At 46.1% G+C, this 14,943-nt stretch carries 9 protein-coding genes and 1 pseudogene; 4 read left to right on the top strand and 6 right to left on the bottom strand.

Features of this window, described 5'->3' with window-relative positions; genetic code table 11:
• Window positions 1-9: 9 nt before the first annotated feature.
• The 6 genes and pseudogenes from ASG81_RS22015 to ASG81_RS21990 all read right to left on the bottom strand — a co-directional run.
• The gene (locus ASG81_RS22015; RefSeq protein ID WP_056639292.1) at window positions 10-1,752 is read right to left on the bottom strand and encodes a sensor histidine kinase; all 1,743 of its coding nucleotides are present in this window, start codon (window positions 1,750-1,752) and stop codon (window positions 10-12) included.
• A 96-nt stretch (window positions 1,753-1,848) separates the two neighbouring features.
• Window positions 1,849-2,682, bottom strand: a complete 834-nt coding sequence (locus ASG81_RS22010; RefSeq protein ID WP_056639290.1) for a carbohydrate ABC transporter permease — start codon at window positions 2,680-2,682, stop codon at window positions 1,849-1,851.
• Window positions 2,683-2,699: 17 nt separating this feature from the next.
• Complete coding sequence (locus tag ASG81_RS22005) at window positions 2,700-3,575, bottom strand: carbohydrate ABC transporter permease (protein WP_200961576.1); 876 nt, start codon at window positions 3,573-3,575, stop codon at window positions 2,700-2,702.
• An 86-nt stretch (window positions 3,576-3,661) separates the two neighbouring features.
• Window positions 3,662-4,996 carry an ABC transporter substrate-binding protein gene (locus tag ASG81_RS22000; protein WP_056639288.1) on the bottom strand — a complete coding sequence of 445 codons (1,335 nt, stop codon included), beginning with the start codon at window positions 4,994-4,996 and terminating at the stop codon, window positions 3,662-3,664.
• 33 nt (window positions 4,997-5,029) lie between these two features.
• The gene (locus ASG81_RS21995) at window positions 5,030-6,478 is read right to left on the bottom strand and encodes a glycoside hydrolase family 32 protein (RefSeq protein ID WP_056639286.1); all 1,449 of its coding nucleotides are present in this window, start codon (window positions 6,476-6,478) and stop codon (window positions 5,030-5,032) included.
• A 324-nt stretch (window positions 6,479-6,802) separates the two neighbouring features.
• Window positions 6,803-8,261, bottom strand: a pseudogene (locus ASG81_RS21990) (IS1182 family transposase); the annotation flags it as partial.
• An 801-nt stretch (window positions 8,262-9,062) separates the two neighbouring features.
• Between ASG81_RS21990 and ASG81_RS21985 the strand changes: the two are divergent.
• The 4 genes from ASG81_RS21985 (at window position 9,063) to ASG81_RS21975 (ending at window position 14,869) form a co-directional block, all read left to right on the top strand.
• Window positions 9,063-11,174, top strand: a complete 2,112-nt coding sequence (locus ASG81_RS21985; RefSeq protein WP_056639284.1) for a GDSL-type esterase/lipase family protein — start codon at window positions 9,063-9,065, stop codon at window positions 11,172-11,174.
• Between the two features lie 170 nt (window positions 11,175-11,344).
• Window positions 11,345-11,548, top strand: coding sequence for a hypothetical protein (locus ASG81_RS31235; RefSeq protein ID WP_155971766.1), 204 nt, complete (start codon window positions 11,345-11,347; stop codon window positions 11,546-11,548).
• 231 nt (window positions 11,549-11,779) lie between these two features.
• Entirely contained in the window at window positions 11,780-13,930 is a 2,151-nt protein-coding gene (locus ASG81_RS30165) for a pectinesterase family protein (RefSeq protein WP_162255054.1), read from the top strand.
• 6 nt (window positions 13,931-13,936) lie between these two features.
• Entirely contained in the window at window positions 13,937-14,869 is a 933-nt protein-coding gene (locus ASG81_RS21975) for a hypothetical protein (RefSeq protein WP_442952944.1), read from the top strand.
• Window positions 14,870-14,943: the final 74 nt, after the last annotated feature.

Here is a 14,943-nt window from a genome sequence, read left to right as displayed (position 1 = left end):
GCTTGTTTCCTAAGAATGAAAGCCGATCCGGAGCACTACCCGTGTGCCGTGTCCTTTACTGCTTTCAATCATTAATCCAAAATCATCGCCATAATGCAGCTTAATCCGTTCTTGAATATTTTTAAGTGCATAACCTTCCTTATTGGCAGAGGGATCTAGCGTGTCGAAACCAACTCCGTTATCGATGACTTCAAAAACAAGCGCCTTACTTTCTTCCTCTGCTCTTCCAGTAATATGAATTTTCCCTTTATTCATTAAAAGTTCAAGACCATGGTGGACGGCATTTTCAACCAGCGGCTGAAGCAACAGCTTCAACATTGGAAGAGAACGTATACCAGGCTCAACCTCGATGTCATATTCGATTTTTTGATCAAAACGGATGTTTTGTATTTCAAGATAACTCTTGATTTGATCCATTTCATTTTGAACCGTGGTTACATATTCGCCGTGGTTTAAGGTCAATTTGAATATTTTCGAAAGGTTTATCGCAACTTTAGCAATATTTTTCGCTTTTATCTGTTCCGCCATTAAATAAATGGAATTCAACGTGTTGTAGAGAAAATGGGGATTGATGTGACTTTGCAAGGCAATGAGCTCCGCTTCTTTTTCCTTGATTTTGGACTCCAATAGTTTGGCGTTTAATTCATGGTTTGATTTTACGATCCGGATGAAAGAGTTGCCGATTTTTCCGATTTCATCTCTTTCATCAAAAAACACATCGGGAATCTCGCCGGTTTTGAGCACTACCCGATTGAGAAGCATGAATTGTTTAATAAGTCGATTCGAGATTAAATAGGCTCCTATCATGGCCATCACAAAAGACCCGAGCAGCAAGACAACCGCAACAATCCGACTTTTCGTAATCTCATTATTCACTTGTTCAAAAGGGATCAAGCTGACGACTTTCCAGCCGGTGTTCTGATTGGTTGTCGCATTGATAATGTATTTCTCGCCATTAAATGCGACTGTCTCATTCTTGGAGAAGTCTCTGGCAATATCACGCCAATAATCATCTGCCAATATCGGCCCCAATTTTTCCTGATTGCCATTCGCATACACAAGCTTCCCTTGTTCGAGAATAAAAATATTGGCCGACCCAATACCCTCCAGGCTTTTGAACATATGATCAAAAACACCCTTGTCGACGCTAATACTAAGTAAACCAATGTCTTGCAGCGATTCCAGATGCCTCAACTTCTTGCCGAACAACAGGAGATTATCGGAATTAATAAACTGCACCTCATCGCTATTAATCCAAATTCCCTTTCCATTCATCGTTTTCACAGTATCATACCATTTGGTCGTAACAAGCCTATCGTAAATCGTTCCCCGTATACGCGATTCCCCTTGATTGACGTGCAGGTATTCCCGCTCAGGGCTGCCGACGTAAATCGCGCTGATATATGGCTTGTTGTTAGAGATATTGATCAGCACATCCCTTGTCGCTGTCTGCAGTTGAATATCTGTTTGTGCATTCGGATGGATTACTGTCAAAAATCTTTGTATATCTTTTGTAGCCAGAATCATGTTAGCGCTGCTTTCGACATCGACGAAAACCATATCGATGTTCCAATTAATGACGCTAAGCATATTGGAAGTCGTTGTCGATACCTTGGACTCGATATCATTGCTTACATATTGGAAAATAAAAGCGCCGATAATCAGACAGGGGATTAATGTCGTGATAATCCCCAACAGAATGATTTTCCGGTTGATTGTCAGCTTTTCCTTTGGTATTTTGAATAACGGCATAGAAATCCCTCGATTGATGTTGATTGGCTAATAATCCTATTATACCGTACAACCCGTCTTAGAAAGTGCTGTAAAATCTTCTTGCACTCTCCTTCGTTATCCTTTAGTGGCGCCTGCCGTCATGCCAGAAATAATACTCTTATTTAAAGCGAAGTAGACAATCAACGTTGGAATCGTGGTAATGCTGATCGCAGCGAAAGTGGATGACCAATCGGTTAATCCGTACTGTCCCACAAAATCTTGCAGTCCAACCGTAAGAGTCTTCAGAGCATTCTCGCTGATAAACGTGTTGGCAAATATGAATTCATTCCAGATAAAGATACTGTTCATGGCAGTGACCGTAATCACCGTGTTTTTGGATAATGGAAGGATAACATGACGGAACACTTTGAAGATTCCGCAGCCATCCATGACGGCAGCTTCCATCAAATCGTTCGGTATATATTTGTAGAAGCCTACAAATAAGTAGATGGATATCGGAAGGGCGAAGCCAACCTGCGGCAGCACCAAGGAGGTGTAGCTGTTCAACAAATCAAAAGATTTGTAAATAATAAACAACGGAATTAATGTCACCTGTATGGGGATCATGATCCCGCACAAGAAAAAAATGAGCAGAACATTGCTGAATTTAAAGCGCATTTTCTCTAAGGCAAAAGCGGCTGTTGCACTCAGAATGATGATGAAAAATATCGAAATGACAGTCACAATCAAACTGTTTTTAAAATAAGTCATGAACTGCGTCTGTTCAAAAACATAAACGAAACTGTCAAGTGAGAAGGAGTCAGGCAAACTGAATGGATTGGCGCCAAGAAACTGTTCCTTGCTCTTCAAACTCGATAAGAAAATCCAAACAATTGGATAAACCTGAATCATGAGAATAAGCAAAATTGCCCCGTAGAACAAAACCTGCTTCAATAAAAGTTTCTGCATGCTATATCGTCCTTTAATCATTTGTCATCGGTCAATTTGCGAATCAACAGTACGGCGATAAGGCTCTCTAGTACGATAAACACGGTGATCGCACTGCCGTAACCGTATTGAAGACTGCTGAAAGCCGTCTTATACATATACGTTGTCAATATTTCCGTTGCATGGCCGGGACTACCGTTGGTAAGGATGAATGGAATATCGAATCCTTTCAATGCTCCTGTTGTAGCCATAACGATGGTGATTATAAAAATAGGCTTGATCAGCGGAAATTTAATATATCGAAACAACTTCCATCCGCTGGCTCCGTCTATGGTTCCAGCCTCTTCCATGTCCTTTGGAATTGAAATGAATGCGGCATACAGGATAATCATGTATAATCCAATAAATCTCCATCCCTCGGGAATCGAAACGGCTGCCAGCGCCAAATCCATACTTGACAGCCATGCCGTTTGAAGATGACCGAGACCTAAAAAATGAAGAACGTAATTGATCATCCCGACCGGCTCGAAGGAATAGATTTTTGAAAATAGCTGAGCAATCGCTACCGATGTAATGACGGCAGGAGTAAAGTAGAGTGTTTTAAAAAATTCCCTGCCGAACCCGATTTTGGTCAGGAGCACAGCAACCAGCATGCCTACTCCAACTTGAATGCTAACGATAACCGCAAGATAAACGAGATTGTTAACGAACGCATCCCAGAAAACACGATCATCAGTGAACATTCGAACATAATTTTGCATGCCTATGAATTCCATACTCGTGATGCCGTCCCAAGAAAATAGGCTGTAATACAGGGACCATACGACGGGTACAAAAACGGTAAATCCATAGACGAAAAGTGCAGGGAGTACAAACAACGCGATAGTGAACTTGTTGCGTAATATTTTTTCCATTTGGACACCTGATTATCTTTATTTTTTTGAAAGAAACCAACCTTTTGCTAGCGGGTTGGTTTCTTTCGGCTATTATCTACATTTGCTTATTCAGTAAAGTACTTCTTTGCATTTTCTTTGATCGCCGCATCAATTTGACGGGCAAACTCAACGGGTGTGAGACCGCCGACCCCGAGTGCGTTTATTTGATTGCCGATTAGTTCATTCGTAGCCGGATCCAGCCGGGCGTCCCAAGGAATGCCGAATACGGTTCCGCTGCTGTTGATGTCCTTCAGTATTTCAAGGTAGAGAGGAGGCATTTTCACACTTTCGTCAAGCTCATATTTTTGCGGCGTGAACTGTCCTTTCTTCGCATAAGCTTCCGCATAATGATCCAACACGAACGCAATGAAATTTTCCGTCGTTTCATCGAACGTCTGTTTATTGAAGGCCACGCCGATACCTGAATTCATGAAGTAATCGTTTGGTTGAGTTGTGGCGTTAGCGGTCATCGGCATTTTGAAGTAGCTGACATTTCCTTTCATTTCATCCGTCAGATTCTCATCCGAGAAGCTTAACGTTTCCCAAGAACCCATATAATAAATCGCAGCTTTGCCGCTTAAGAATAAATCTCTTGCAGCGGTATAATCGGTCGCAGTGAATCCTTCTTGCAGATACTTCTTGGTGCCTAGCTCTTGTATGAATTCGATCGCTTGCATGCCCACCGGATCCGTGAGCGACTCCTCGCCTTTCTTGAGCTTTTCCAAATAATCATTGCCCGTTTGGCGGAACGGGAGGAATCCGAGATAACGAAGCATCGGCCATTTATCTTTGCCATCTATCGCGATCGGCGTGATTCCTTTACTCTTAAGCTTTTTAGCTGCGTCGAGAAACTCATCGAACGTCGTTGGCGGATTCACACCGGCTTCTTGGAAGATACGTTTGTTGTACCAGAACACCTCGATGCCATACTCAAGCGGTAACGTGTACATCGAACCATCACTGAACTGTTGGTAGCTCAACGCGATCGGCCGGAAATCGTCTGTTTTGCCCAAATCGTCAAGAAGTCCTTTTACATCAACCAGCATATCTTCATCGACCAGTTTTTTAGCGAAAGCATCTGGATCGGTGTCGAACATGTCCGGCATTTCGTTACTGGCAATCAAAGTTCTAAGCTTTTGCAAATAAGAGGGCCTGTCTCCAGTACCTTCAACCACTAATTGAAATCCTGGGTTCGTTTTCTTGAATTCCTCCGCCAATTCTTTGACCGTTTCGACGGCAGGATTATTGACCCCCCTGGCGACAAACCATTTTACTGTTTTTGTCTTGGTATTCGCGGATGTTCCTTCCTTGGTTTCATTGCTGCCTCCCGCGTTTCCGCATCCAGCGAGTAAGGCAGTGATCAATATGAATGAAACAACGCTGGTTAACCACTTCTTCATTGGATATCATTCCTCCTATAATTGGTAATCTCTTTAAATGAATAGTCTACCTTCCTTAAAGGATGCAGATCCTTCTGTTACAAAAAATCCCCACTTGCCATGCTTGCGGTTATAAATCCTTGCGCTCATTGCCAATAGACTGTCAATGTAGACCACACAAATCGAATCTTCAATAACCGCTTTCACTTCATAGTCTCTACCCGGCTCAAGGCTAAGCGGCCTTTCCAGTTCTACCTCATAAGGCTTGTCCCCTGCTACCTGCCATTGAAATTCCCCTTGAGGCTGACGAGGCCAGCGATCGAATACCAGTCGATTGTTTTGCGGTTCAAATCGGATATAATATCCATTATCCTCTTCATCGGCTCGAATCATCAATCCGCAACCTCTTGTCGCCGCATCGAACGAAACTTTAAAGGTAACTTTGCAGGCGTCAGGCATCGGAGATTCAGACAATGCAAAACTATGGCTTTCGAACGACTTGCAAGCCAATTCCCCTCCTGCTTGAGTCCAATCACCCGCTACAGGATACAAATGTGATGGCTGGATTTGGTTCAACAGCTTATCGATTCCATTTGGCAGCTTCACCTTCAATGTACCGTCTTCCTGTTGAACAATTTCATGGACGGCCAGATCGCCTGCCCATTGCCAATCGCCATTATCATTTGAATTCGTTTTAGAAGGTATCCATCCGAACGCATAACGGTTCGTACCATCTGAGGCCGTCTTGGCGGCGTAGAAACCTCTGCCGTCAAACGTATCGTTGTTCGGCGCGATCCATGGGCCATTAGGCGACTGGCTCATACGATAATGCGTAACGAATTTCTCCGAGAAAGTGGAGTAAACTAGATACCACCAGCTGCCCATTCGGAATACTTCCGGGCATTCATGCGTGATATACAAACCAGGCGCCCAGAATGGTTCGCGCACTTCCCATTCTATTAAATCGGTGCTGGCACAGAGCGCAATGCATCCTCTTCTTCGATCGGGTCCCGTTTTGGTCCTTGCGGCGAGCAACATCCAATACTCCCCGGCTTCCTCATTCCAGAAAACATAAGGATCTCGCCAGTCGTGTCTTTCGTACATTCCTCCCGATGCATAAAACGTATGTTCTGGATGTTTGGTCCAATGCTTAAGGTCCTTGCTGGTCGCGTGCATCACGGACTGAAGGGGCTTACCTTCCTCTATAAATGCCGGAAATGGATTCATTCCGGTGTAGAACAAATGGTAAACGCCGTCCTTTTCAATAACATCCCCGGTATACGCGTAATAATCTTGATTTGTTCGGGTTCCTCTTGAAACCGCTTCCCCTTCTTCGCAAAAATGTACCATATCCGTAGTGCTGATTAAATGCCAAGGGGTTTCTCCAGCGATACCGTTTCTTCTTTCGTCATGCAAATAGAATAACTGATATTTTCCTTCTGCGAAGAATGGAATTACATCCCCTACCCAAGCGCCTTCCGGTCTGTAAAAAATCCTACCCAAGAGCTTCCCCTCCTATGTTGTGAATATAGCCTAATTATAAGAGATTGTAATCGCATACATAATTCTAAGATCTTCCCTGTATGTTCATTATCTTATTGTCATGACTGAAAGTTATCGTAAAAAGACCCGTAAGACGAGAGCCCTGCAAAAGCCTTAATTTTGAGGAAATGGGTATTCCGAGATGGTAAAAGTGATTGAAAAACTAAAAAAGCAGCTCGTTCCTCGTCAGAGGANGAGAGCCCTGCAAAAGCCTTAATTTTGAGGAAATGGGTATTCCGAGATGGTAAAAGTGATTGAAAAACTAAAAAAGCAGCTCGTTCCTCGTCAGAGGATGGGCTGCTTTTGCTCTATTAGCCTAACCATTCGTTTCACATTTACAACAAACGCAGTGAGATGGGCCTGTATTCGCATACGAAAGAGACCTCGGTATTTGGCTGTAGCCATACCGTGGAATCTCTTCATCTCCGCGYTCTTGTGTTCAATGATCGGYCTGCRCTTAATTCGCTCTTTGAACGTATCGCTTAGTTCGAACTCGATTTGCTCTTTGAAGTGCTCGGCGATGATCCGGATGGAGTACGTCTTGCTTTTGGACTCTGGTTTGTAGCAGCCATCGCGCAGCGGGCATACTTTGCACTTCTCTACGTCAAAGTAGAATACGAGCGAGCGGCTGTCTCCGCTTTTTTTACTGCCTTGAATCGCTTTGCGAATGCTGTGTTCGCCTGCAGGGCAGACCACGAAATTAGCGTCCTTGTTGTAGTCGAATCCATCTTGGCGCTCGCCACCCGAGTGAACAACGGGATTCAGTGGAACGACAGGCTGAATGGATTCTTTTTTCATTTCTGCCAGATTGTCTTTTCCTGAGTATGCCGTGTCTGCAATGATTTCTTCGACTACAATCCCATTTGCTTTCGTTTGCGCCAATAGAACAGGTAACTGCTTTCCGTCATCGCTGGTTCCCGGTGTCACTTCAACAGCCGTAATAAATTCTTCTTCTGTCATAGCCAGGTGCTCTTTATAGCCAAAAAACGACTTGGTACTGCTTTTCCAACCGAACCTTGCGTCAGGGTCGACCGCTGACCGGATGCCTTTGTATGCTAGCAGGCGCTCATCTTCTACGATTTCCTTCGCGATATGCAATTTGTCACTTATTGCCCCCTCATGGTCCGGCAATAACTCTTCTACCGTTTGGCCAAGCTCGGCGAGATAGCGCAACATGACCTTCTCTGCATCTTCTTGCTCACTTTTGACATTCAGCAATGGAGGAAGCTTCTTTTCTAGCTTCGGATGCCGTTTCACTACAACACGAAACAGTCGTTTGGCTGCTTCCCGAAGCACGTTCAGCGGCTGTTGGCGCTGGGTTGCTGCATGCGTATGCGTAGCATCCATAATGATGGTTTTCGACTTGATGAGCCCTTTGTCGATGCACTGGCCTACTACTTGTTTTAGAACATCCTCCACCTGACTTACGCCAAGACGGTGGTTACGGAAACGTGAGAGTTGCGAAGGATCCGGCAGTGGATCTTCCGGGTTAATCCCGATAAACCACTTGTACGCCAGATTTACTTGCGTTTCCTCTATAACACGCTCGTCCGAAAGATTGTAGAGGATTTGCAAAAAGAGCAGACGAAAAAGCAGTTCCGGTTCATTAGCTGGTCTGCCGTAGTATTTACAATACGAGTTTTCCACCAGCTCATGTATGAAACCAAAGTCCACAATGCTATGAATCTTGCGTAAGAGGTGATTTTCCGGAACAAGTGTATATAACTCCGCATGAAATGATGCGNACCAGCTCATGTATGAAACCAAAGTCCACAATGCTATGAATCTTGCGTAAGAGGTGATTTTCCGGAACAAGTGTATATAACTCCGCATGAAATGATGCGRTTAATTGTCTACCTACATGCAACAAAGCCGTTCAACTCGCTTTTCCTTTTTTCCCATTATACAACAAACCCAATGCCTACGCGGCATTGGGCTGTATTTTACAGAAACTGTATTCGTTTTGCAGGGCTCTCTTTTAGGGCTTCATTTAGTGACAAAAGATGTTACAGTGGACAAAGGAGGCCGCTGTGTGGTGCAAGCTGTGTTTAATTATGTCGGTAGTTAGAAGATAAAATGTCGTATGATTTTAACATAATTTGTCGTGTCTGGAATTGCCTGAACCCGTAAAGGTTCAGGTTTTTTTGCTTTTAATCAATCTTATCCATATAGTTTAAACCTATTCATGGTCGGGATATTTCCATCCGGGTTCCGCTACTCGAAAATGAAAGCTAATTACTTGCAATGTGCTTATAAAATCCGGGAAACCGACTTTGTATGCCAAAGAAGCATGCCCCCTATAATGGTTTGCCGTTATTCTATCAAAAAAGCTTCCTTTAATAACACGATTATTACAAATGGTTAAAAAAAAGAATGAAATGAGCATTTGAATTGGATAAAAGAGAAAGTAAAATAAAAAAGCAGCTCGTCTGTATACGCTTTCAAAATAAGAAGTTACGGAATGGGAAGGAGTGGAATCGACTTTTGTACTTTGTTTTATATGTTATATAAACTTCGATTCGATCCGTGAAAGGGAGTGTAGTCGGTGAGAAAGTTCTGGAATGTGGCTCTGTCGTCTCTTCTTCTAGTGGCGGTCCTGACTCCATGCTTAAGCAGAACAGAAGCGGCAGCAGCCATGACTGGTAATGCAGAGGGAAGTACTCTTACTTCGATGGAAAGTCCCTACAAATTCAACTTTACTAACCAAGAAAAACCCGGGTATCAATCTGTCACCTATGATGTGAATAACGGTGCACCGCTGTATAACTCCACTGTAGGATACGGTTTTGTTTATGAGACGAGCGCTATGCCGCCCAGGGAAGTTCATACGGCTTCCATTACTTCGGATGGTACAGGATTTTTCATAACGGAGCCTAGTTTCTATGCAGAACCGAAATATGAGAAAGATAACTATAATAATTATGGCATGGCATTCCGTATTGCGGTCCCTCCCGGTGCTTATAGCGTATATGTGAAAACCACGTCCGACGCTGCGGACACAACGGTATCGGTGTCGGGCATGCAGACCAGCCGTCTGCTGAAAGGCGGGTTCTGGGATGCAGCTAAGTTGGTGCCCATAAAGTATACCGCAGCAGCGCGCGGCAAGGAGTGGACCTATAAGTATGTAAACGGACGGGACTATCTCGATATTGAAATTGAACCGAACAAAATCAATACTCCCGTCGGTATTGAAGAAATTATCCTGCAGCCTATCCCGCCGCAGCAGCGAGAGGACGGAAGTCTTCCGACCATATTTCTACTCGGGGATTCAACGGTCAAATCCTACACCTTCGATGAAACGCCGATGAGCGGCTGGGGCCAAATCATCGACTCCATGTTTAATCTGCGCAAAGTGAATGTGATTAACTATTCTATGGGTGGACGTTCGTTCAAGAGTGCTTACACGGAGGGACGGCTGAATGATATTCTAATGAGCGGCAGAATCGGGGACTATGTGTTCATTCAGTTCGGACACAATGATGAGAGCACTGATGAGTTCAGGCGTTATGGCAGAGGGTCGACAGAAGCGATGTATGAAACCTATATAAAAGAAGTATACCTGCCTGCAATCCGGGCCCAGGGCATGATCCCTGTCTTTGTAACACCGATGTCCAGGGTTAAAGGGGATGCAGCTCCCGGATATATTTATACCAACTCTTTTAAAAACCGAATGTTCCCCGATATTATGAAAAGGTCGGCGGAAGAAGTAGGAGTTACGCTTATCGATCTTAATGCGGAGAGTATAAAGTATTATAACGAGATCGGCGTGGAAGCGACGACAGCCGTCTACATGTCTATTGAAGCGGGAGAAACGCCTGGAAAGACGAGCAACGGAAGTTACGCCAATGGTCATCCGGCGAATAAGGTTGACGGGACTCATTATAAAGAAGCTTTGGCCAAACAATTCGCGCGGATCATTGTGACCGAACTCGTGAAAAAGGGAAAAGCCGGCGACTCCACAGCTGCTGCGATTGTCTCTTATATGAAAGATGAGGTAAAACTTGCAGCCTTAACAGGAGTCTGGTCGAGCATTTTCCCCGAAATGGCTGACGATACAACGATCGGTGAAGGCGCTTATTACCGCAATCAGATTGAGAAGTTGATTCAGCTGGGAGTAATGAGCAAGGATCCTAACGGCAACTTTAATCCGGATGAGGAGATGACCGTTGGCGATTTCATTCGATGTATTTCCAAGCTGATGAATTTGGAAAAATCGACATTCGCCGGCTACCCGAATGGGGAGCTTTCCAGGGAAATAATGGGCGCTATTCTGGTTGACGCGTATCATGCGAAGTTCACCAGTAAGCCCAAGTACATGACCGATTATAACGGAACAGCTGTGGTACCCGGTGACCCGGATTATGATCCGTATCTGGATCCCGGTGCCAGAGGCGTGATGTATTATCCTCTGGTTTCCTGGCAGCAGATGGTGGATACCGCGCAAATCGCACCTCACTTAGTTTCTAAGGTAAAGGAAGCCTATGAACTGGGCCTTATCCGATCCGAAAAAGGAATTGGCAGGGGACAAGTGGTTAACGGTACAGAGTTTGAACCGAAAGTGACAGTAACCCGAGAAAAAGCTGCTAAAGCCCTGTACTTCATGTGGGTTCTCCAACAGGCTGTAAATGTTGAAAACGATGTCTCTTTTCTAAAATAGGTATGTTTAAACATGATTGAGATCTTAGGATCTTGAATTGCAGACCAAAGGCGAAAAATTAAAAGCGCCTCAGTAAGGCGAATGAAGGAGACTTTGGTAATATCGCGGCCAAACCTCGGTTGTCATTCAGGACAGCGCTTTTCCGCTTGCTGCAGGATTAAACGGTATAGTTGACGTCAATACGCAAGCGGGAAAAATCAATTACGGAACGCCGGGCGAGGCGGTGGTTGGCGGTTATTATTGCGACTGCTGCAGGCAATGAGAGTCAGGCAGTTAATTTGTTTGGTGTCCTGGCAGCAGTTGGTGGATACCGCGCAAATCGCACCTCGCCTGGTTTCGAGAATAAAGGAAGCCTCTCGTCCGCTGATTTGTAATCAATCCCGGTTACGCAACGTTAAATTCGGGTTGCCCCGTCAAAAGTCTCATTATAAATAAAAGCGATTACAAAGGAGGTGCATGCGGCGAAAAATGGTTGAAATTTTGTAGAGCACAACTATTTTTTGTATTCAATCATGACGAAGAATTTGGAGGAGTTTATAAGAAAAAGTATTTCGGCTATTGTATGTTTGCTGTTATTGCTTTCATGGATTCAGATCGGAAGCCCCATGGCTTCAAGTGTAGCGTTTGCCGAAGATATTCCGAGTCTGTCCGGCGTACCGACCAATCTGATGGCAAAGCCCAGAAACAGCCAAGCAGATCTGACCTGGAATCCGCCGGTTGAAGGGTATCCGGTCATCGCATATGGGCTTTACCGGAGCACCGATCCTGCAGGAGCCTACTCCAAAATTGCCGACGTAATGGACACCAAGTATCGTGATTTCGGACTGGACAACGGTACTAGATACTATTATAAGGTCACATCCGTCAGTGTTGGAGGGGAAAGCGCGCCTTCTGCCGATGCCGCCGTTGTACCGATGGCGCCGCTCGACGCACCAACCGGTTTGACGGCCATAAGCGGCGACGGTCGGGCGACGATCCGTTGGAACCCGGTCGCCGGAGCAGAATCATATAATGTAAAACGCAGTACGGATAATGGCCAAAACTATGAGACGGTTGTTTCGGGTGTAACAGATCTCCAATATACAGATTCAACGGTAAGCAACGGCACCAGGTATTACTATGTCGTATCGGCCGCAAGCCCGACGACTGCAAGCGCCAATTCCGCATCCGTTCAGGTAGTCCCTGCGCCGAGCGGAGCACCTGGGATTCCGGAGGGCGTTCAAGCTGTGGCCGGCGATGCCCAGGTCATATTGACCTGGCGAGAGGTTAGCGGGGCGGTATCGTATACCGTCAAACGTGGTGCATTCGGCAGTGGTCAATACGAGACGATTGCGACTGGTATTCCCGGTACAAGCTATCAGGACGCGGAGGTACCGGCTGGACCGCCGGCGTGGGAGGCAGAAGCCGAAGCTGCGGGCAACACGCTTGCGGGCGGCGCGTCCATAGTCGCTTGCTCAGCTTGTTCAGGCGGCAATAAAGTAGTTAATGTAGGCAACAATTCCGGAACGCTGCAATTTAACGGCGTCAATACAGGCACTACCGGAACACAATCGATGACCATCTATTATTTGAACGGGGATTCGACCGCCAGGACCGCATTATTGAGCGTTAACGGAGGCGCTGCCACGAGTGTAAGTTTTCCATCTACGGGAAACACGGTCGACACGATTACGGTGAATGTATCCTTGAATGCGGGGAGCAATACCATCAAGTTTTATACCAACGCTGCCGGCGTATGGGCTCCGGATTTCGACAAGATTTCAGCCGGCGGCTCGACAGGAATTGTAAATGGCGTAACCTACGATTATGTAATATCAGCGGTAAACGCCCTTGGAGAAAGCTATCATTCTGAACCGATCGCTGTCACCCCGGCGGATGTTTTGGTCGTCGCGAATGATGGAACGGGTGATTTTACAACGATTCAGGCTGCGATTAATGCGATTCCGGCCAATAACACCAAAAGGACCGTTATCTATATTCGCAACGGCGTCTATCGAGAGCAAATTGTCGTACCGGCAAACAAGCCGTATGTTAGCCTTGTCGGCGAAAGCGCAACCGGCACGATTCTCGTCTACAATCTAAACGTGAATTCGAAGAAACCTGACGGTACGCCGTATAGTACCCTCGAAACGGTCACGGCCGTCGTGCAAGGCAAAGATTTTTCGGCCGAAAACATGACCATCCAGAACGACTCCGGTCAAGGCACCGGTCAGGCGCTCGCCGGTTTTCTAAGCGGGGACCGCGGTGTATACAAAAATGTCCGTTTCCTCGGCTTCCAGGATACGATCTACATTGAGAGACGGCAGTATTTCAAAGACTGCTATATCGAAGGCGACGTCGATTATATTTATGGTCCGGCGACCGCGTTCTTCGAAAACAATGAGCTGCACAACAATCGCCTGAACGGCGGTTATATAACCGCGGCAAGTACGCCGGAGACTACAACCTACGGGTATGTCTTTGTAAATTCGAAGATCACCTCCAATCCGGGGGTCAAGAACGTCTACTTCGGAAGACCGTGGCGTCCGTACGCTGCAGTAACCTTCATCGACACGATGATCGACTCGTCGATCGCCCCTTACGGCTGGAATAACTGGGGTGATTCGACCAAGGAGAAAACGGCCAGATACTTTGAGTATAACAGCCGGGGACCGGGTGCGAATCCGAAAGCGCGTGCAGGCTGGTCGAAACAGCTAACACCGGAGGAAGCAAGTCAGTACACGGTACAAAACGTAATGAAAGGGACTGACAACTGAAACCCGCTGCGCACAGGCATCATTCCGTTAACAGACGCAATTCCGAATACGCCTCCGGTTACAACCCTGACATCCTATACGGACGGGCAATATTTAAATGTAAACACTCCGACATTCACGTTCACGTGGAGCTTCAGTGATGCGGATGCCGGCGACGCACAGCATGCTTATCAGGTGCAAGGATCGACGGACAATTGGCAGACGACCGCTTCTGATACCGGGGAGGTGGCCGGTACCGAGACGTCCTATAAAGCTCCCGCCATGCAGGATAACGAGCTCTGGAGCATCCGAGTTCGGACGATGGATACCCGGGGGGCTTGGTCGGAATGGGCTTATCGAACATTAGCCATAGATACCGCAGCTCCGACAGCCAAGGTGGTATACAGCACCACGGCGATGACTAATCAGGATGTTATAGCCACGATCGAGCCGAATGAGCAAGTGACGATAATCAATAACAATGGGACTTCCAGCTATACGTTCAGTCAGAATGGCAGCTTTACGTTTGAATTCATGGATAGGGCGGGAAATACAGGAACGGTTTCAGCACCAGTAAACAACATTGACAAGACGGCGCCGACCCTTCGTATCGTTCTTGACAAGACAACGCTCTTGCCGGTGAACCATCAGTTGGAAACCGTAAATGCCAGCATCTATGCGGACGATGGCATGTCGGGGATCGATTCGGTCGTGCTGGCCTCCATAACGAGCAACGAACCGGACGACGGCTTGGGCTACGGAGATCAGCCGAATGATATACAAGGAGCGCAGTACGGTAGTCCGGATACTTCATTTATGCTGCGCGCAGAACGAGCGGGTACTGGTTCCGGACGCGTTTACACGATCACATACAACGCAACCGATAAAGTGGGGAATAAGACGACGGTCTCGGTAACTGTAACCGTCCCCCCGCGATCAAACAAACAAGTAAAACGCTAGTTATTTACTTTTGTTCGGCGAACAGGCGGTTTATAAACAACCTTCCAAAAAGCAAGAAAAGAATAGTTATGGAG

Source organism: Paenibacillus sp. Soil522, assembly GCF_001428245.1.
In the GTDB taxonomy this organism is placed as follows: Bacteria; Bacillota; Bacilli; order Paenibacillales; family Paenibacillaceae; genus Pristimantibacillus.
Note: the sequence above shows the minus strand (reverse complement) of the source record. Positions and strands in the feature narration are given on the sequence as shown.

Excerpts from the sequence above, each read along its gene's own strand:
- ASG81_RS30165 (WP_162255054.1), top strand. The coding sequence starts at position 11,780 with ATGGCTTCAAGTGTAGCGTTTGCCGAAGATATTCCGAGTCTGTCCGGC.
- ASG81_RS22010 (WP_056639290.1), bottom strand. The coding sequence starts at position 2,682 with ATGCAGAAACTTTTATTGAAGCAGGTTTTGTTCTACGGGGCAATTTTG.
- ASG81_RS22000 (WP_056639288.1), bottom strand. The coding sequence starts at position 4,996 with ATGAAGAAGTGGTTAACCAGCGTTGTTTCATTCATATTGATCACTGCC.
- ASG81_RS22015 (WP_056639292.1), bottom strand. The coding sequence starts at position 1,752 with ATGCCGTTATTCAAAATACCAAAGGAAAAGCTGACAATCAACCGGAAA.
- ASG81_RS22005 (WP_200961576.1), bottom strand. The coding sequence starts at position 3,575 with ATGGAAAAAATATTACGCAACAAGTTCACTATCGCGTTGTTTGTACTC.